Below are 17808 nucleotides of genomic sequence, written 5' to 3' on the forward strand. Positions count from 1 at the left end.
TTCCTGCGCCGCTTGTACACCCACCCCGACACCGGGCAGCTGGTCGCCCTGGATGCGCGAGGTCGCACCTTCGACGGCGCGTTGCGCCGGTTGATCGTGTGGCGCGACGGGACCTGCCGGGCCCCGGGCTGCGACTCGCCCATCCGTCACGTCGACCACGTCCAGGCGTGGCGGGACGGCGGGCCCACCAGCGCGAGCAACGGCGTCGGGGTGTGCGAGGCCCACAACTACGCCCACGAAGCGGCCGGCCACACCGCACACGGCCTCCAGCACCGGCCAGACGACACCGGCTGGGACCCGCCACCAGCGATCACCTACCGCTACCCCGACGGCAGTCAGCACACCACCACGCCCCCACCCCTGATCCCCTCCATCTGGGGACCCGTCGGCAGCCACCCGCGCCGACCCGCCGACCCGGTCGACTAGGCTTGGGCGGTCGCTCAGGCGACGTTCCCCGGTTGGTCTGCTGGCAGGGCCCGCCTGACTTTGAATCAGGACAAGCGACGTAGGTTCGATTCCTACCCGGGGAGCCCGGCGCGCGTGAGACGGCGACGTCCACGGACGCGCGCACCCGACGGCCGTCACCTGGTGGACCGGTAGAGTTCACGGCGTGCGCCGTCTGCGCGCACGAGCCCTGTCCCCGCCAGGCTGGAGACCCCCAGTGACCGCAGTTCGTCCTGCCGCCGTCATCGTCCTCGCCGCAGGCGAGGGCACCCGGATGAAGTCCGCCACCCCCAAGGTGCTGCACACCATCGGAGGCCGCAGCCTCGTGGGCCACGCGATCAGGGCGGCCGAGGGCGTCGAGCCGCTGCACCTGGCGGTCGTGGTGCGTCACGAGCGGGAGCGGGTGGCGGCGCACGTCGCCGAGATCGCCCCCGACGCGGTGATCGCCGACCAGGACGAGGTCAAGGGCACGGGCCGGGCCGTGGAGTGCGGCCTCGAGCAGCTGCCGGCCGACCTGTCCGGCACCGTCGTCGTGACGTATGGCGACGTGCCGCTGCTCGAGTCGGTCACCCTCACGGCCCTGCTGGAGCAGCACGACGCCACCGGCAGCGCCGTCACGGTCGTCACCGCGCACCTCACGGACCCCACGGGCTACGGCCGCATCGTGCGCGACGCCGACGGCTCGGTCGCCGCCATCGTGGAGCAGAAGGACGCGACGCCGCAGCAGCGGGAGATCACCGAGATCAACTCGGGTCTCTACGCCTTCGATGCCCAGGTGCTGCGCAGCGCCCTCGCCCAGGTGGGCACCGACAACGCCCAGGGCGAGAAGTACCTCACCGACGTCCTGGCCATCGCCAAGGGTCAGGGCCTCACGGTCGGCGCCCACGTCGTCGACGACCTGTGGCAGACCGAGGGCGTCAACGACCGCGTCCAGCTCGCCACGCTCGGCAAGGAGCTCAACCGCCGCATCGTCGAGCGGTGGATGCGCGAGGGCGTCACCGTCGTCGACCCGGCCACCACGTGGATCGACGCGGACGTCTCGATCGGCCGCGACACCACCATCCGCCCGGGCACCCAGCTGCTCGGCGCCACCACGATCGGCACCGACGCGGAGATCGGTCCCGACACCACGCTCCAGGACACGCAGGTGGGGGACGGCGCGAGCGTCATCCGGTCCCAGACCCTCCTGGCCGAGATCGGCCCGCAGGCCACCGTCGGTCCGTTCTCCTACCTGCGCCCCGGCACGACGCTCGGCGTCAAGGCCAAGGTCGGCGGCTTCGTCGAGACCAAGAACGCCCAGATCGGCGACGGCGCCAAGGTCCCGCACCTGACCTACTGCGGCGACGCGACGATCGGGGAGGGCACCAACGTCGGCGCCGGCACGATCTTCGCCAACTACGACGGCGAGCAGAAGCACCGCAGCACCCTCGGCAAGCACGTCTTCATCGGCTCCAACTCGGTGCTCGTGGCCCCGGCCGAGATCGGTGACGGCGCCTTCGTCGCGGCCGGCTCCGCCATCAACCAGCCGGTCGGCGCCGGCGACCTGGCCGTCGCGCGTGGCCGTCAGCGCAACATCCCGGGCTACATCGCCGAGCGGCGCCCGGGCACCAAGGCCGCCGAGGCAGCAGCCGCCGCCACGGCCCAGCAGGGCGACGACAGCAAGCAGGAGGGCACCACCCGATGACCGGTGTGAAGCGCACCAACGAGAAGAACCTCATGATCTTCAGCGGCCGGGCGCACCCCGCGCTCGCCGAGGAGGTGGCCTACCAGCTCGAGACCCAGGTGGTCCCGACCGACTTCCGCACCTTCGCCAACTCCGAGATCTACGTGCGCTTCCAGGAGTCCGTCCGCGGCTCCGACGCCTTCGTGATCCAGAGCCACACGGCCCCGATCAACGAGTGGATCATGGAGAACCTCATCATGATCGACGCGCTCAAGCGGGCCAGCGCCAAGCGCATCACGACGGTCATGCCCTTCTACGGCTACGCCCGCCAGGACAAGAAGCACCTCGGTCGCGAGCCCATCTCGGCCCGGCTCATGGCCGACCTGTTCAAGACCGCGGGCGCGGACCGGCTCATCGCGGTCGACCTGCACACCGAGCAGATCTCCGGCTTCTTCGACGGGCCGGTCGACCACCTGCAGGCCATCCCGATCCTGTCGGAGTACGTCTACGACAAGTACCACCACCACAACCTGTGCGTGGTGTCCCCGGACGCCGGGCGGATCAAGGTCGCCGAGAAGTGGGCCAACCGCCTCGGCGGCACCCCGCTGGCGTTCATCCACAAGACCCGCGACCCCCACAAGGCCAACCAGTCCGTCGCCAACCGCGTGGTCGGTGACGTCGAGGGCCGCATGTGCATCCTGGTCGACGACATGATCGACTCCGGCGGCACGATCTGCCAGGCCGCCGACGCCATCATGGCGGCGGGCGCGAGCGGCGTGGTCATCGTCGCGACCCACGGCATCCTGTCCGACCCCGCCGTCGAGCGGCTCAAGGCGTCCGTGGCGCGGGAGGTCGTCCTGACCAACACCCTGCCCATCCCCGAGGAGAAGCGCTTCGACAAGCTGACGGAGCTGTCGATCGCCCCGCTGATCGGCGACGCGATCCGTGAGGTGTTCGAGGACGGGTCGGTCACCTCGCTCTTCGACCACGCGTCGGAGCGCGCTCACTGACGACCGGCCGTATGCCGGACGCACGCCGCCTCACGGGGTCACCCCGAGGCGGCGTGCGGGCGTCATACGGTCAGAGCGCGAGCTCCCGGCGCACCTCGGCGGGCCACTCGCGCACGTCCAGGCCGTGGGCGCGCAGCAGCGCCAGGGCGACCCGCTCCACGCCGAAGCCCATGCACGCCGTCTCGGCCGGCGACCCGTCGGGCAGGGTGATGTCGAAGGCCTGGGCGAAGTGGGGGCCGTGCAGGTTGGCCGAGGCGAGCGCGGTGCGGGGGTGCCCGGGTCCGTAGGCCTGGACCGACAGCTCGCGCTTGAGCTCGGCGGCGCGCTGGCCGCGGGCCATCAGCCGGCCGGCGCGACCGAAGAAGGGGTCGTTGGCGACCTCGCCCTCCACCTCGAGGCCGAGGGAGGTGAGCAGGTCACGGGCCCGGCCGAAGTAGTGGTCGCGGTGCTCGGCGCAGTCCTCGTGCGTCCCGACGTGCACGGACTCCTTCTGGCGGAAGGTGATCGAGCGGAAGGGATCGTCGGACGGCTCGTGGCGGAACGCGTGGCCGTAGATCAGGTAGGAACCGCTGACCTGCTGACCCGCCAGCGCGGCATACAGGGGGTGGCACGCGGCCGAGCCGAGCATCAGGCCGGCGGGCTCGAGCCGGTGGGTCCAGTCCTCGCCCGCCTCGCACTCGGCCAGCAGCTCGCGGTGCTCGGAGTCCCCGCCGCGAAAGATGTCGACGCTGCCGACGAGGTGGGGCTGGGAGCTGACGTAGCCGGTGAGCTGGAAGCATCCCTGCGGCATGAGCGGCCCGAAGTGGTAGGCCGTCTGCGGCCGGTCGGAGTACATCGCGTCCAGCCGCCCGACGAAGCCGAGCACGACGCGCTCCAGGTCCGCGCCCCGGCCCCACGTGCCCTGCTGCCGCAGGGGGAGCAGGTGGCCCGCCTCGACCAGGGCCCGACGGAACTCGACGTGCTCCGGCGCGAGCTGCGCCGGCGTGGTCGGCTCCGGCGTGGTCGGCTCCGGCACGACGTGCTTCGTCGCGTCCTGCTCGAGCTCGACGTGCCGGCCCCCCGGCTGCACCCCCACGAGGCTCATCAGCCGCGTATCCGCTCGACGACGTCGCTGATGGAGCGCAGCGAGGTGAAGGTCTCGCGGGTCAGGAGGTCGTCGGGGAACTCGACGTCCAGGTCGTCCTCGAGCGCCATCATGAGGTTGACGCTGCGGTGCGAGGTCATGCCGGCGTCGAACAGGTCGTCGTCGGGCGCCAGCTCGGAGGCGTCGCGCTCCAGGCCGGCGTGCGCGGCGACGACGGTGCGGACGGCCTCGATGGTGTCGGTGCTCATGGTGTCCCTTCCTGCGGTGGTGTCGGCTGGTCTGCGGTGCGGGCGGGGCGCAGCCCCACCGCGGTGACGGTGATGGTGTCGGTCAGGTAGGTGCTGCGACGGGGGAGGTCGGGCGCCTCGACGGGCGCCTCGACCACGAGCTCGTGGATCTCGAGCCGGTCGGCCAGCTCGCGCGGGCGCCCGTGCAGCCGGACCGTCGGTCGTCGGGCGTCGCCGACCACCTCGATGTGTCGCCACGGCCAGGGGTCCGCGTCGCTGGGGCCGAGCACCTTGGTGACGGCCTCCTTGGCCGCCCAGCGCCGGGCGGTGTCGAGGACGAGCGCGCGGCCGGTCAGGCCCGCCTGCTCGGCCCGCTCGCGGGGGGAGAGGAGGAAGTCGCGGTAGCGGTCGGCGTACGCGTCCAGGGATCGGCCGACCTCGCCGACGTCGGCGGTGTCCACGCCCACGGCAGCGACCTGTGCGCCCCGCGTCGACGGACGCTCGGCGACGCAGCCCTCGCTCATGTCCACCCCGTCCGTGCCCCTTGCTCGTCGGCTTCCCCCGGCGGCGTTCCTGCCGGTCAACAGCCCGATCCTAGGTGGTGGCCCCCCGGCGTGGGGGGCGGTTGGCCAGAACTCGAGGGCCCCGCACGAGGCGGGTGGCCGAACGTTCACAGGGCGTTCGGCGACTCGTCGACCGCGCGACGCCCCGTTCGGCTTGCCGAGCGCCTATCTTCGGGCCCGTGAAGCTCTCGGTGATCGGATGTGGATATCTCGGTGCGGTGCACGCGGCCAGCATGGCTGAGCTGGGGCACGAGGTGGTGGGGGTCGACGTGGACGTCGAGCGGGTGGCCCGGTTGTCGAGGGGTGAGGCGCCGTTCTACGAGCCGGGGTTCGCGGAGCTGTTGCGCCGGGGGGTGGACGGGGGGCGGTTGCGCTTCACGACGGAGATGGGGGACGTGGCGGGGGCGCGGGTGCACTTCGTGGGGGTGGGGACACCGCAGCGGGAGTCGGGGTATGCCGCGGACCTGTCGCACCTGGACGCGGCGATGGGGTCCTTGCTGGCGGTGATGGGTGAGCACCCGGTGGCGGGGGCGCTGGTGGTGGGCAAGTCGACGGTGCCGGTGGGGACGGCGGCGCGGCTGGCGGACTGGTGCGCGCGTGAGGGTGTGGACGCGACGGTGGTGTGGAACCCGGAGTTCCTGCGCGAGGGGTACGCGGTGCAGGACACGTTGACCCCGGACCGGGTGGTGTACGGCCTGCCGGAGGACCGGGTGGCGGGGGAGGCGGCGCGTGACCTGCTGGACGAGGTGTATGCGGGGGTGCTGTCGCACGGGATGCCGCGGCTGGTGACCAACTACCAGACGGCGGAGCTGGTGAAGGTGGCGGCTAACTCCTTCCTGGCGACCAAGATCAGCTTCATCAACGCGATCGCGGAGCTGTGCGAGGCGACGGGGGCGGACGTGACGCGGCTGGCGGAGGCGCTCGGGCACGACGAGCGGATCGGTCCGAAGTTCCTGCGGGCGGGGGGGGGTTTCGGGGGTGGGTGCCTGCCCAAGGACATCCGGGCGTTCATGGCGCGGGCCGGTGAGCTGGGGGTGGACCAGGCGTTGACGTTCTTGCGGGAGGTGGACGCGATCAACCAGCGTCGTCGTCAGCACGCGGTGGCGTTGGCTGAACGGCACTTCGGGGGGAGCGTGGAGCGTCGGCGGATCGCGATCCTGGGGGCGGCGTTCAAGCCGGACAGCGACGACCTGCGGGACTCGCCGGCGTTGTACGTCGCGACCAGGTTGGTGGGGCAGGGCGCGGACGTGGTGGTGACCGACCCGATCGCGTTGCCGGGCCTGCACGCGCGCTACCCGCACATCCAGACGGCGCCGAACGCGCGGGGGGCGTGCGTGGACGCGGAGCTGGTGATGCTGCTGACCGAGTGGAGCGACTTCACGAGCCTGGAGCCGGACCAGCTGGGCTCGGTGGTCAAGGAGCGGGCGATCATCGACGGCCGCAACGCCCTGGACCCGGGGCGGTGGGAGGCTGCGGGTTGGTCCTACCGCGGGATGGGCCGCGCCAGCACGACCTGGTGACCACGGGGCGGTTCCGGCATACGGCCGGGCTCGGCTATGCTGGTGCGGTTGCCTCGGCGAGGGACAGGGCACGGTGCGCAGCACCGACCAGGTCCGTGATCGACGCGGTGGTGGGAGTCGCCTCCTGCTGACGCGTCGTCGCGTCCGCGCCGTGTCCCGCGTCGAGGCCCGACCGATATCTCCCCACCACCCCCCGAGGAGTCGACATGTCCGACGCCACCGTCCTGCAGGCCGAGGCCCGTTCCGAGTTCGGCAAGGGCGCTGCCCGCCGCATCCGCCGCGCGGGCAAGATCCCCGCCGTCATGTACGGCCACGGCGCCGCCCCCGTGCACGTCACCCTCCCGGGTCACGACACGCTGCTGGCGCTCAAGAACCCCAACGCGCTGCTGACCATCGTCGTCGACGGCCAGGAGCAGTACGCCCTGGCCCGCGACGTGCAGCGCGACCCGATCCGCACCGTCGTCATCGAGCACGTCGACCTCGTCGTCGTCCGCCGCGGCGAGAAGGTCACCGTCGACATCTCCGTCTCCCTCACGGGCGAGGCCGCCAGCGAGACCGTCGTCCAGCTCGAGAACCCCGTCATCTCCGTCGAGGCCGAGGCCACCCACATCCCCGAGGGTGTCGAGGTCTCCGTCGAGGGCCTGGCCGCCGGCACGCAGATCCTGGCCAAGGAGATCGAGCTGCCCGCCGGCTCCACGCTGGTGTCCGACGAGGAGCTGCTCGTCGTCAACATCACCCAGCAGGTCTCCGCGGAGGCGCTGGAGGCCGAGCTCGCCGAGGCCGAGGCCGAGGCCGGCATCGAGCACGAGGAGTCCGAGGACGAGGCCGCCGAGGGCGAGTCCGCCGAGGGCACCGACGCCGCCGAGGGCGACGAGGCCAAGCCCGAGGGCGACGAGGCCTGAGCCTCGCCCCTCCCGCGGGCCCGTCCCGCAGCACGACCCGTATGACGCCGCGGCGCCCAGGCAGGACCTGGGCGCCGCGGCGTCGTGCCACCCCCTCGCTCTGGGAGACTTCCTGACATGACCACCTCGGACACCTGGCTCGTCGTGGGCCTCGGCAACCCCGGGACGCAGTACTCCAGGAACCGGCACAACGTCGGTGCCATGGCGGTCGACGTGCTCGCGGCGCGGGCGGGGGCGACGCTGAAGCGCCACAAGGCGCGAGCCGCCGCCGCCGAGGTGCGCGTGGGCGTCCTGCCGGGCGGGGCCCCCGGCCCGCGCGCGGTGCTCGCCGTCCCGTCTTCGTGGATGAACGAGTCCGGCGGCCCGGTCAAGGCGCTGACCTCCTTCTACAAGGTGCCGCCGCGCCAGCTCGTGGTGATCCACGACGAGCTCGACATCCCCTTCGCGTCCTCCCGGGTCAAGCTCGGCGGGGGAGAGGGCGGGCACAACGGCCTGCGGTCCATCAGCAAGAGCGTCGGCACCAAGGACTACGTGCGGGTGCGCCTCGGCATCGGCCGCCCCCCGGGACGCCAGGACCCCGCCGACTTCGTGCTCAAGGACTTCGCCTCGGGCGAGCGGGCCGACGTGGGCGTGCTCCTCGAGGATGCCGCCGACGTCGTCGAGGACCTGCTGACGCAGGGCCTCACCTACGCCCAGGACCGCTGGAACGCCCGCTGACCTCGTAGCCGTCGTCCTCACGCTCCCGCAGGGAGGGGGTGTGTCGGTGCTGCGGCGTAGGCTTGCCCGCGGCCCAGATCCTCCTCGGACGCCACCTCCCCCGGAAGCGAGACTGCTCATGGCGCTGCCTGCCCTCCTCGACGTCCTCGGTCGCGACGCCACGGTGCGTCGGGTCCTGGAGTCGGTCGGTGTCGAGCAGCGCGTCGACGTGGCCGCGGCCGGCGGCTCGCGCGCCCCGCTGATCGCGCTGCTGGCCCAGCACCGCGGTGGCACCCCGATCCTGGCGGTGACGGCGACCGGGCGCGAGGCCGACGACCTGGCCGCGGCGCTGCGCTGCTTCCTGCCGCACGACGCCGTGGCGGAGTTCCCCAGCTGGGAGACCCTCCCGCACGAGCGCCTCAGCCCCCGCAGCGACACCGTCGGGCGGCGGCTGGCCGTGCTCCGGCGGCTCGCGCACCCGTCCGCCGACGACCCGGCCTACGGCCCGATCGCCGTGCTCGTGGTCTCCGTGCGGGCCCTGATCCAGCCCATCGCGACGGGCCTCGGCGAGCTCGAGCCCGTGGCCCTGGTCGCCGGCGACGAGCGCCCCCTCGAGGACATCGTCGAGGCGCTGGTGGGCGCGGCCTACACGCGCACCGACCTGGTCGAGCGACGCGGCGAGTTCGCCGTCCGCGGCGGCATCCTCGACGTCTTCCCGCCGACCGAGGAGCACCCGCTGCGCGTCGAGCTGTGGGGCGACACGATCGAGGAGATCCGGTGGTTCCGGGTCGCCGACCAGCGCAGCCTCGAGGCCGCCGAGCACGGGCTGTGGGCACCGCCCTGCCGCGAGATCCTGCTGACCGACGCGGTCCGTGAGCGGGCGCGCGCGCTGGCCGAGCAGCTGCCCGGCGTCCGCGACCTGCTCGACAAGGTCGCCGAGGGGATCGCCGCCGAGGGCATGGAGTCCCTCGGGCCGGCCCTGGTCGACGGCATGGAGAGCCTGCTCGACACCCTCCCCGCGGGTGCCCACGTCGTCGTGTGCGACCCCGAGCGGGTGCGCACCCGGGCCCGCGACCTGGTGGCGACGAGCGCCGAGTTCCTCGAGGCGAGCTGGGCCAACGCCGCCGCCGGCAACGCGGTGCCCGTCGACCTCGAGAGCGTGCTCGGCACCGCGTCCTACTGGCAGCTCGGGGACGTCCGCGAGCACGCCCTCGCCACCTCCCGGCCGTGGTGGACCCTGACGCCCTTCGCCGCCGACGAGGACCTCGCCGAGCTGATGGAGAGCAGCGACGACGACGCGCTCACGTTCACGGTGCCGACCGTCGAGACGCCGGCCTACCGCGGGGACCGCGACGCCGTGCTCGCCGACCTGCAGGGCTGGCTGCACGACCAGCGGCGGGTCCTGATGGTCACCGAGGGGCAGGGCCTCGCCAAGCGCCTCGTCGAGCTGCTCGGCGAGGGCGGCCTGCCCGCTCGGCTGCTCGCCGACGGCGCCGAGATCGAGGGCGGGGTCGCGTCCATCACCACCGGCCGGCTGGGCCGCGGGTTCGCCTGCGAGAGCGTCGATCTCGTCGTCCTGACCGAGGCCGACCTGACCGGCACGTCGGGCCAGGGCACCAGCACCAAGGACATGCGCCGGCTGCCCTCGCGGCGCCGCAGCCAGGTCGACCCGCTGCAGCTGCGCCCCGGCGACTTCGTCGTGCACGAGCAGCACGGCGTGGGCCGGTTCGTCGAGATGATGCAGCGCACCGTCGGCGGCGCCACGCGCGAGTACCTCGTGCTGGAGTACGCCTCCTCCCGGCGCGGGCAGCCGGCCGACCAGCTCTTCGTCCCCACCGACCAGCTCGACCAGGTCACGCGCTACGTGGGCGGCGAGCAGCCGACGCTGTCCAAGATGGGCGGCTCCGACTGGCAGAAGACCAAGAGCCGCGCCAAGAAGTTCGTCAAGCAGATCGCGGGGGAGCTCATCCGGCTCTACAGCGCCCGCATGGCGACCACGGGGCACTCCTTCGGGCCGGACACCCCCTGGCAGCGCGAGCTCGAGGACGCCTTCGCCTACGTCGAGACGCCGGACCAGCTGTCCAGCATCGACGAGGTCAAGGCCGACATGGAGAAGCCCGTGCCCATGGACCGCCTCATCTGCGGCGACGTCGGCTACGGCAAGACCGAGATCGCGGTGCGCGCCGCCTTCAAGGCCATCCAGGAGGGCAAGCAGGTCGCCGTGCTGGTGCCGACGACCCTGCTCGTCCAGCAGCACTACAACACCTTCTCCGAGCGCTACTCGCAGTTCCCCGTGGTGGTCAAGGCGCTGTCCCGCTTCCAGTCCGACAAGGACGCGCGCGAGGTCGTCGCCGGGCTCAAGGACGGCAGCGTCGACCTCGTCATCGGCACGCACCGGCTCCTGTCCAAGGAGATCGCGTTCAAGGACATCGGCCTGGTCATCATCGACGAGGAGCAGCGCTTCGGGGTCGAGCACAAGGAGCAGCTCAAGGCGCTGCGCACCTCGGTGGACGTGCTCGCGATGAGCGCGACCCCGATCCCGCGCACCCTGGAGATGGCCGTCACCGGCATCCGCGAGATGTCCACCCTGGCGACCCCGCCCGAGGAGCGTCACCCGGTGCTCACCTACGTCGGTGCGTATGACGAGAAGCAGGTGGTCGCGGCCATCCGGCGCGAGCTGCTGCGCGAGGGCCAGGTCTTCCTCGTCCACAACAAGGTGTCCTCGATCGAGCGGGCCGCCTCCCGGCTGCGCGAGATCATCCCCGAGGCGCGCATCGAGACCGCGCACGGGCAGATGGGCGAGCACCGGCTCGAGCAGGTCGTGCTGGACTTCTGGGAGAAGAAGTTCGACGTGCTCGTCTGCACGACGATCGTCGAGACCGGCCTGGACATCTCCAACGCCAACACCCTCATCGTCGAGCGCGCCGACATGCTCGGCCTGTCCCAGCTCCACCAGCTGCGCGGGCGGGTGGGGCGTGGCCGCGAGCGCGCCTACGCCTACTTCCTCTACCCCCCCGAGAAGCCGCTCACCGAGACCGCCCACGACCGGCTGCAGACCATCGCCAGCCATACCGACCTCGGCGCCGGCATGCAGGTCGCCATGAAGGACCTCGAGATCCGGGGCGCCGGCAACCTCCTCGGCGGCGAGCAGTCGGGCCACATCGCGGGCGTCGGGTTCGACCTCTACGTCCGCATGGTCGGCGAGGCCGTCGCCGACTTCCGGGGCGACGACTCCGCGGCCCAGCCGATGGAGATCAAGATCGAGCTCCCCGTCGACGCCCACCTCCCGCACGAGTACGTCCCGGGGGAGCGGCTGCGCCTGGAGGCCTACAAGAAGCTCGCCGTCGTCGAGGACGAGGCTGCCCTGGCCGACATCGTCGCGGAGCTCACCGACCGCTACGGCACGCCGCCGCCGGCCGTCGACAACCTCATCGAGGTGGCCCGGCTGCGCACCGTCGCCCGCCGGGCCAAGGTCAACGACATCGGGGTGCAGGGCAAGTTCGTCCGGTTCGGCCCGGTGGAGCTGCGCGAGTCCCAGCAGATGCGGCTGATGCGGCTCTATCCCGGCACCCTGGTCAAGGAGCCGCAGCGGCAGCTCCTGGTGCCGGCGCCCATGACGGCCAAGGTCGGCGGCAAGGTGCTGCGCGACGACGAGATCCTGCGCTGGGCCAGCGATCTCATGCAGTCGGTGCTCCTGGATGACATCGCGACGGCGGCCGGGGTGCAGGGCCGCAGCTGACCGCACAGCGTCACCGCGATGTCACCGGACGTCAGGGTTCGACGCAATGTGGTGACGCACGTTGGGCAACAGGGCGAACGAGAGGTGGACGCCAGGGGTCCGCACTAGGCTCAAGGACGAGCGACCCGAGGGGGAACCTGTGGTCGCTCGTGCCATGTCATCGTCACCCGCGCACCAGAGGGCTCCATGTCTGTCGACTCGCTGACCACCACCATCCGTGACGCCCTGGCCGAGGCCGGCCGGCTCAAGGTTGATGCCCACCAGATCGGCGCCGACGCCGACCTCTACTCCGCCGGGCTGGCCTCCCACGCGACCGTCAACGTGGTCCTCGAGCTCGAGGACACCCTCGACATCGAGATCCCGGACGAGCTGCTCGTCAAGAGCACCTTCGCGTCCGTCGACGCCCTCCAGGCCGCGCTCGCGCCGCTGGTGGAGGACTGATGACGGGCAGCGCCACCAGCACCAGCACCACGGGCACCGGCTCCGTCGGCTCCGCCGCAGCCACCGCCACGGACGTCGTCGCGGAGGCCCGGCGCATCGCCACCGAGGTGGCCGCCGTCCACGCCCCCGACGTCGACCGCGACGCCCGCTTCCCGCGCGAGGCCATGACGGCGCTGCGCGAGGCGGGCCTGCTCGGGGCCTGGATCCCCACCGACCTCGGCGGCCTCGGGGCCGACGTGGTGCAGATCGGGCTCGCCTGCGAGGAGCTCGCCAAGGGCTGCGCCTCGACCGCCATGATCTTTGCGATGCACCAGATCCAGGTGGGGTGCCTGGTGCACCACGGTCGCACCCCCTACCTCCAGGAGCTGATGCGGCGCATCGCCGCCGACCAGCTGCTCGTCGGCTCAGCCACCACCGAGATGGGCATCGGCGGTGACGTCCGACGGAGCCTGTGCCACGTCGACCGCGCCGACGACGGCACCTTCGAGCTGGTCAAGAAGGCTCCCGTCATCTCCTACGGGGTCGAGGCCGACCTCATCTTCGTCACGGCGCGCAAGGATGCCGAGGCGGTCGAGAGCGACCAGGTCCTCGTCGTGTGCGACAAGGCCGACCTGACGCTGGAGCCCCTGGGCGACTGGGACACGATGGGCTTCCGCGGCACCTGCAGCCCCGGCTTCGTGCTCACGGCCCGCTCCCACCAGGACCGGATCTTTCCCGACGACTACGCCGACCTGTCGGCCCGCACGATGCTGCCGGTCGCGCACTCTCTGTGGTCCTCCTGCTGGCTGGGGCTCGCCGAGGGCGCGACGGCGACGGCACGTGGCGTGGTCCGGCAGGCCGCCCGCCGGTCGGGGCAGCTGCAGCCGGTGACGGGCCTGCGGATGGCCGAGCTGGAGGTCGTGCTCGAGACCTTCCGGGCCCGCGTGCACGGCGCCACGGCCGGCTACCTCGAGGTCGACCCCACGTCCCAGGCCGCGACGCTGATGGGCCGGGCGATCGGCTACAACACCCTCAAGGTCTACAGCGCCGAGACGGTCGTGGACATCGTGGCCAAAGCCCTGCTGATCGTGGGTATCGCGGGCTATCGTCGGACGGGGGCGGTGAGCCTGGATCGTCAGCTGCGGGACGCCTACGGCGCTCAGCTGATGGTCAACAACGACCGGATCCTCGGCAACACCGCCCAGCTCGAGCTCATCTACAAGGGCTGACAGGAGACCCACATGACCTCACGTCACGACCGCGAGCTGGCCCTGCGCCGGGACCTCGTCGAGGCCGGCCACATGGTCGAGCTGCCGCTGCGCGGGCTGTCCGCGTTCACCGGCACCTTCGAGGACGTCCTGGCCGGCGTGGAGCGACTCGTCCACGAGATGCAGCCCACCGAGGACGTGACGGTCATCTCCTTCCCCCCGCTGCTCACGCAGCCGGTGTTCGAGAAGACCGGCTACCTCGACTCGTTCCCCCAGCTCATCGGCTCGGTCGACGTGTTCACCGGCGACACCAAGGCGCACAAGGCGATGGTGGTCGACAAGAACGCCGGTGAGGACTGGACGACGCACCTCGTCCCCGCGCGCCTGGACCTGCTGTCCGCGCCCTGCCACCAGACCTACCCGCTGCACGCGGGCTCGCGCCTGGAGCGGGGCGTGACCTACGAGACCGGCAACCGCTGCTTCCGGCACGAGCCGTCCGACGACCCCATGCGGCTCGTGTCCTTCCGCATGCGCGAGAAGGTCTGCATCGGCACACCGGAGCAGGCCCAGGCCCACCGTGAGATCGGGCGTCGCGTCGGCCCCGAGCTGCTGACCTCCATCGGGCTGCAGATCGAGGAGGTACCGGCCAACGACCCCTTCTTCGGCCGCGCCGCCAAGATCCTTGCCGCCGGCCAGCTGGACGCCGGCCTCAAGGTCGAGTTCGAGTGCAAGGTCTACGGCGAGGAGCACTCCGGCACCGCCCTCGGCTCGTCCAACTACCACAACGACCACTTCGGGCTCGACTTCGACATCACGACGGCCGACGGGCAGCTCGCCCACAGCTCCTGCATCGGCTTCGGCCTGGAGCGGGTCACCGTCGCGCTGTTCGCGACGCACGGCATGGACGTCCCGTCTTGGCCGACCGAGGTGCGGGCCCGGCTGGGGCTCGACGCGCAGGCCTGACCGAGGATGCCGCTCGACCACCTGCGGGCCGACACCTTCACGCCCCACCCGCTGCACCGCGACGACCGGGTCTGGACCCAGACCAACTGCTACCTCGACATCTGGATCGAGATCGCCGCCGCCCTCGGGCTCCCGCCCGAGCCGCTGGGCGTGTGCGCCTACAGCGCAGGCACGGTCCCCGGGGCGTGGGCCTTCCTCAAGGCGCAGACCGACGACCTGCGCGACCTCTACGGCATCGAGGTCGCCGAGATCAACCTGTGGCGCACGGTCGAGGAGCACGTGCTGGACCACCTCGGGGCCGGTGAGCTGCTGACCGTGGAGTCGGACGCCTACTACCTGCCGGACACCGATGGCGTGTCCTACGGCACCGAGCGCGTCAAGACGACGATCGTGCCCGTCCGCGTGGACCCCGAGGCACGCGCGATGACCTACTTCCACAACTCCGGCCTCTACGCGCTGCACGGAGAGGACTACGACGGCGCGCTGGCCCTGCGCGACCTGCCGACGTGCGCTCCGCAGCCCTACGTCGAGCGCGTCCGGCTCGACGGGCTGGTCCGGGACGAGGCCGAGATCCGCCGCCGGGCAACGGCGCTCGCTGCCCGTCACCTCGCGCGCCGACCCGCCGGCAACCCGGTGGCCGACCTGTGCGACTCGGTCCGCGAGGTCGCGCCGACGCTGCCCGAGCGGGGCTTCGCGTTCTTCCACCTCTACTCCTTCACCGCCACCCGGCAGCTGGGGCTCACCGCCCAGGCTGCGGCGGACGCGACCCGCTGGCTCGCCGACGGTGCTGCCGACGGCGACGACCCCGACCGCGACTCGCAGCCTGGTCTCGATGCCGACGAGCTGCGCACGGCCGCAGACGACTTCGACGTCGTCTCGCAGGAGATGAAGAACCTCCAGTTCGCCCTCGCCCGCATCACGGGCGGCCGCGCGCGCGACCTCGAGCCCACCCTGCAGCGCGCCACCGAGCGGTGGGGGAGCGCCATCGACCGCGTCGCCGCCCAGCTGGGATGACCGTCCTCGCCGCCGGTGCGGACCCCGTCGAGATCCGTTGGCAGGTGAGGCGGTTCGATCCGGGCGAGCAGCCAGGGCCTGGCTCCTGGCCGCAGGACGGCTGGGTCGCGGCGGTCGTGCCCGGGTCCCTCGCGGCCTCGGCCGCCGTGGTCGAGGCGTATGGCGTCCCGGCGCTCGCGGAGGCCGACCACAGCACCTGGTGGCTGCGCGGCAACGTCATCCTCGACCAGCCGCTCCCGCGCGCCCGGCTGGTGCTGGACCGGATCGCCACGCACGCCGACGTCTACCTCGACGGTCAGCGGATCCTGCGCAGCGACAACGCCTTCCGCCGTCACGTCATCGATCTCGGCGCGCTCACGGCCGGACCGCACGAGATCGCCGTGCGGATTGCGTCCTTCGGCGAGACGCCCGTGCCCCGCAAGCCCCGTCCCCGCTGGCGCAGCTCGCTCCTGCCCGACCCGAGCCTGCGGTGGCGGCGGACCCCGCTGCTCGGGCGCATCCCCACCTGGGAGGGCGTCCTGCCCCCGGTCGGCATCCTCGGGGAGGCCGGCCTGCGCGCCCGTCCCCGCGCGGAGGTCGTGTCGATCCGCACGCAGGTCGAGCCGGCACCCGACGGCTGGACCGCCCGGCTCGCGCTGCACGTGCGGGCCGCGGAACCGCTCCCGGTCGAGGTGACCCTGGACGGGGAGCGGCTGACCGCCGAGCCCACCCTCGAGGACGACGGGGCATGGCACCTGCGCCTGTCGCACGACGTGGGCGTCGTGTCCGGCGACGACGGCGCGACCCTGTGGTGGCCGCACACCCACGGGCTGCCTCGGCTGCGCCGCCTGCACGTCCGGGTCGGGGGCGAGACGGTCCTGGACCGGCGGATCGGCTTCTCCCACATCAGGGCCCGCCGCGAGGACGACCGCTTCGCGATCGCCGTCAACGGCGTCGACGTCTTCGTCCGGGGGGTCGTCTGGGCCACCACCGACCCGCTCGGCTGGACCAGCGACCCGGCCGAGGTGGCCCGCGACCTGGACGCCCTCGTCGCCGCCGGCATCAACCTCGTCCGCATCCCTGGCACGGGCACCTATGCCGACCAGGTCCTGCGCGAGCTCGCCGCCGAACGCGGTCTGCTCGTGTGGCAGGACGCCATGCTCGCGACCTTCGACCCGCCCGAGGACGAGGCCTGGCTCGCCGAGCTCGAGGCCGAGCTCCGGGACCAGCTCGGCGCCTGGGGCGGCTGGCCGCACCTCGCCGTCGTCTGCGGCGGCACCGAGACCGAGCAGCAGCCCACCCTCATGGGTCTGCCCCCCGAGCGACGGCGGATGACGGCCCTGCACGACCTGCTCCCGCGCCTCGCGGACGAGCTCGTGCCCGGAGCGATCCACGTGACCTCGAGCCCGTCCGGCGGGCCCCGCCCGGTCAGCATCGAGCACGGCGTGAGCCACTACTTCGGCGTCGGGGCCTACCTGCGGCCGCTCGAGGACGCCCGCACCGCGCGCGTGTCCTTCGCGTCCGAGGCGCTGACGTTCGCCATACCGCCCGAGCCGTCGACCATGGCGGAGCTGGACGACCTGGGCCTGCTGCCGGCCCCCGACGACCGGGGCAGAGGATCCGCGTGGCGCCGGGCCGCCCCGCACGACCGGGGGACGTCGTGGGACTTCGTGGACGTCACCGACCACTACGTGCGGGCGTGGATCGGTCGCTACCCCGCCGGCGCCGACAACGGCGACACCGGCGTCGACACCGACGTCGACGCAGCCGCCAGGCAGCTCACCACGGAGGGCTGGGAGGACCTGCAGCGCCGGACCGTCGCCCGGGTCATGACCGAGAGCTTCGCCTGGTGGCGCAGCTCGCCCACCCCGACCGGCGGCGCGATCGTCCTGGCCCACCGCGACCTCGCACCAGGCCCGGGGTGGGGGCTGATCGACGTGATCGGCGCGCCCAAGGCGCCGCTGCTCGCGCTGCCCGAGGTGCTCGCGCCGGTGGCGCTGCTGCTCCTCGATCGTGGTCTGGACGGGGTGCTGCTCGAGGCGGTCAACGACACGGGGCGCCCGGTGCGAGGGACGCTCCGGCTGGAGGCCCTGGACCTCGAGGGCGACGCCGTCCTCGACGCGGAGCTCGAGCTCGCCGTCCCGGCCCGGGGGCACGCGCAGGTCGAGGTCGAGGAGGCGCTCGGGGGCTTCCGCGACCTCGGCTGGGCCTGGCGCTTCGCGTCCGCCCCGGCCTACTCGGCGGTCCGCGCCCGCTGGGTGACCGACGGGGCGGGTGAGGTCCGGGCGACGCGGCCGCTGCTCCCGCCGACGATCCCCACGCCGACGATCCCCACCCCGGTCGTGGCACCCACGACCACCGACTAGGCTGGGACCG

15 protein-coding genes and 1 tRNA gene are annotated in these 17808 nt (G+C 72.5%); 13 read left to right on the forward strand and 3 right to left on the reverse strand.

All coding sequences use genetic code 11. From position 1 onward, the window contains the following. The 4 genes from K313_RS23920 to K313_RS0108940 form a co-directional block, all read left to right on the forward strand. On the forward strand, nucleotides 1-426 hold a 426-nt coding region (locus K313_RS23920), incomplete at its 5' end, for an HNH endonuclease signature motif containing protein (RefSeq protein WP_029211330.1). Between the two features lie 25 nt (nucleotides 427-451). Beyond that, a tRNA-Gln gene (locus K313_RS0108930) sits at nucleotides 452-530 on the forward strand. Nucleotides 531-661: 131 nt separating this feature from the next. Continuing rightward, complete coding sequence (glmU, locus tag K313_RS0108935; protein ID WP_029211331.1) at nucleotides 662-2128, forward strand: bifunctional UDP-N-acetylglucosamine diphosphorylase/glucosamine-1-phosphate N-acetyltransferase GlmU; 1467 nt, start codon at nucleotides 662-664, stop codon at nucleotides 2126-2128. Next, on the forward strand, nucleotides 2125-3117 hold the full coding sequence (locus tag K313_RS0108940) for a ribose-phosphate diphosphokinase (protein ID WP_019285459.1): 993 nt from the start codon (nucleotides 2125-2127) through the stop codon (nucleotides 3115-3117). Before glmU ends, K313_RS0108940 begins: the two co-directional genes overlap by 4 nt. Nucleotides 3118-3187: 70 nt before the next feature. Here the strand turns inward: K313_RS0108940 and K313_RS0108945 are convergent, their stop codons facing one another. The 3 genes from K313_RS0108945 to K313_RS0108955 are packed head-to-tail and all read right to left on the reverse strand — an operon-like array spanning nucleotide 3188 to nucleotide 4952. Next, the gene (locus tag K313_RS0108945) at nucleotides 3188-4201 is read right to left on the reverse strand and encodes a class-II aminoacyl-tRNA synthetase family protein (protein WP_029211332.1); all 1014 of its coding nucleotides are present in this window, start codon (nucleotides 4199-4201) and stop codon (nucleotides 3188-3190) included. Then, nucleotides 4201-4449 (reverse strand): acyl carrier protein, encoded by a 249-nt coding sequence (locus K313_RS0108950; RefSeq protein ID WP_019285461.1) that lies wholly within the window; start codon nucleotides 4447-4449, stop codon nucleotides 4201-4203. The genes K313_RS0108945 and K313_RS0108950 overlap by 1 nt, the downstream gene beginning before the upstream one ends. Continuing rightward, nucleotides 4446-4952 carry a holo-ACP synthase gene (locus K313_RS0108955; RefSeq protein ID WP_029211333.1) on the reverse strand — a complete coding sequence of 169 codons (507 nt, stop codon included), beginning with the start codon at nucleotides 4950-4952 and terminating at the stop codon, nucleotides 4446-4448. The genes K313_RS0108950 and K313_RS0108955 overlap by 4 nt, the downstream gene beginning before the upstream one ends. Nucleotides 4953-5170: 218 nt before the next feature. On the opposite strand from K313_RS0108955, the gene K313_RS0108960 reads away from it, so the two are divergent. The 9 genes from K313_RS0108960 to K313_RS20600 all read left to right on the forward strand — a co-directional run bounded on the left by K313_RS0108960 (nucleotide 5171) and on the right by K313_RS20600 (nucleotide 17798). Continuing rightward, the gene (locus tag K313_RS0108960; protein WP_029211334.1) at nucleotides 5171-6511 is read left to right on the forward strand and encodes a UDP-glucose dehydrogenase family protein; all 1341 of its coding nucleotides are present in this window, start codon (nucleotides 5171-5173) and stop codon (nucleotides 6509-6511) included. Between the two features lie 206 nt (nucleotides 6512-6717). Beyond that, on the forward strand, nucleotides 6718-7413 hold the full coding sequence (locus K313_RS0108965) for a 50S ribosomal protein L25/general stress protein Ctc (protein ID WP_019285465.1): 696 nt from the start codon (nucleotides 6718-6720) through the stop codon (nucleotides 7411-7413). 117 nt (nucleotides 7414-7530) lie between these two features. Further along, nucleotides 7531-8130, forward strand: a complete 600-nt coding sequence (gene pth, locus K313_RS0108970; protein ID WP_029211335.1) for an aminoacyl-tRNA hydrolase — start codon at nucleotides 7531-7533, stop codon at nucleotides 8128-8130. Nucleotides 8131-8248: 118 nt separating this feature from the next. Next, nucleotides 8249-11848, forward strand: a complete 3600-nt coding sequence (gene mfd / locus K313_RS0108975; RefSeq protein WP_029211336.1) for a transcription-repair coupling factor — start codon at nucleotides 8249-8251, stop codon at nucleotides 11846-11848. A 186-nt stretch (nucleotides 11849-12034) separates the two neighbouring features. Further along, on the forward strand, nucleotides 12035-12289 hold the full coding sequence (locus tag K313_RS0108980; protein ID WP_029211337.1) for an acyl carrier protein: 255 nt from the start codon (nucleotides 12035-12037) through the stop codon (nucleotides 12287-12289). Beyond that, entirely contained in the window at nucleotides 12289-13497 is a 1209-nt protein-coding gene (locus K313_RS0108985) for an acyl-CoA dehydrogenase family protein (protein ID WP_029211338.1), read from the forward strand. Before K313_RS0108980 ends, K313_RS0108985 begins: the two co-directional genes overlap by 1 nt. A 12-nt stretch (nucleotides 13498-13509) precedes the next feature. Beyond that, on the forward strand, nucleotides 13510-14439 hold the full coding sequence (locus K313_RS0108990) for a class-II aminoacyl-tRNA synthetase family protein (RefSeq protein ID WP_029211339.1): 930 nt from the start codon (nucleotides 13510-13512) through the stop codon (nucleotides 14437-14439). Nucleotides 14440-14445: 6 nt separating this feature from the next. Then, entirely contained in the window at nucleotides 14446-15453 is a 1008-nt protein-coding gene (locus tag K313_RS0108995; protein ID WP_019285471.1) for a DUF1839 family protein, read from the forward strand. After that, on the forward strand, nucleotides 15450-17798 hold the full coding sequence (locus tag K313_RS20600; protein WP_029211340.1) for a glycosyl hydrolase 2 galactose-binding domain-containing protein: 2349 nt from the start codon (nucleotides 15450-15452) through the stop codon (nucleotides 17796-17798). The genes K313_RS0108995 and K313_RS20600 overlap by 4 nt, the downstream gene beginning before the upstream one ends. Nucleotides 17799-17808: the final 10 nt, after the last annotated feature.

This window comes from Arsenicicoccus bolidensis DSM 15745, from assembly GCF_000426385.1.
Taxonomy (GTDB): Bacteria; Actinomycetota; Actinomycetes; order Actinomycetales; family Dermatophilaceae; genus Arsenicicoccus; species Arsenicicoccus bolidensis.

Bases quoted from the DNA above. Each gene is read 5' to 3' on its own strand.
- K313_RS0108940 (WP_019285459.1), top strand. From the start codon at position 2,125: ATGACCGGTGTGAAGCGCACCAACGAGAAGAACCTCATGATCTTCAGC.
- K313_RS0108945 (WP_029211332.1), bottom strand. From the start codon at position 4,201: ATGAGCCTCGTGGGGGTGCAGCCGGGGGGCCGGCACGTCGAGCTCGAG.
- K313_RS0108950 (WP_019285461.1), bottom strand. From the start codon at position 4,449: ATGAGCACCGACACCATCGAGGCCGTCCGCACCGTCGTCGCCGCGCAC.
- K313_RS0108955 (WP_029211333.1), bottom strand. From the start codon at position 4,952: ATGAGCGAGGGCTGCGTCGCCGAGCGTCCGTCGACGCGGGGCGCACAG.
- K313_RS0108965 (WP_019285465.1), top strand. From the start codon at position 6,718: ATGTCCGACGCCACCGTCCTGCAGGCCGAGGCCCGTTCCGAGTTCGGC.
- pth (WP_029211335.1), top strand. From the start codon at position 7,531: ATGACCACCTCGGACACCTGGCTCGTCGTGGGCCTCGGCAACCCCGGG.
- mfd (WP_029211336.1), top strand. From the start codon at position 8,249: ATGGCGCTGCCTGCCCTCCTCGACGTCCTCGGTCGCGACGCCACGGTG.
- K313_RS0108980 (WP_029211337.1), top strand. From the start codon at position 12,035: ATGTCTGTCGACTCGCTGACCACCACCATCCGTGACGCCCTGGCCGAG.
- K313_RS0108985 (WP_029211338.1), top strand. From the start codon at position 12,289: ATGACGGGCAGCGCCACCAGCACCAGCACCACGGGCACCGGCTCCGTC.
- K313_RS0108990 (WP_029211339.1), top strand. From the start codon at position 13,510: ATGACCTCACGTCACGACCGCGAGCTGGCCCTGCGCCGGGACCTCGTC.
- K313_RS0108995 (WP_019285471.1), top strand. From the start codon at position 14,446: ATGCCGCTCGACCACCTGCGGGCCGACACCTTCACGCCCCACCCGCTG.
- K313_RS20600 (WP_029211340.1), top strand. From the start codon at position 15,450: ATGACCGTCCTCGCCGCCGGTGCGGACCCCGTCGAGATCCGTTGGCAG.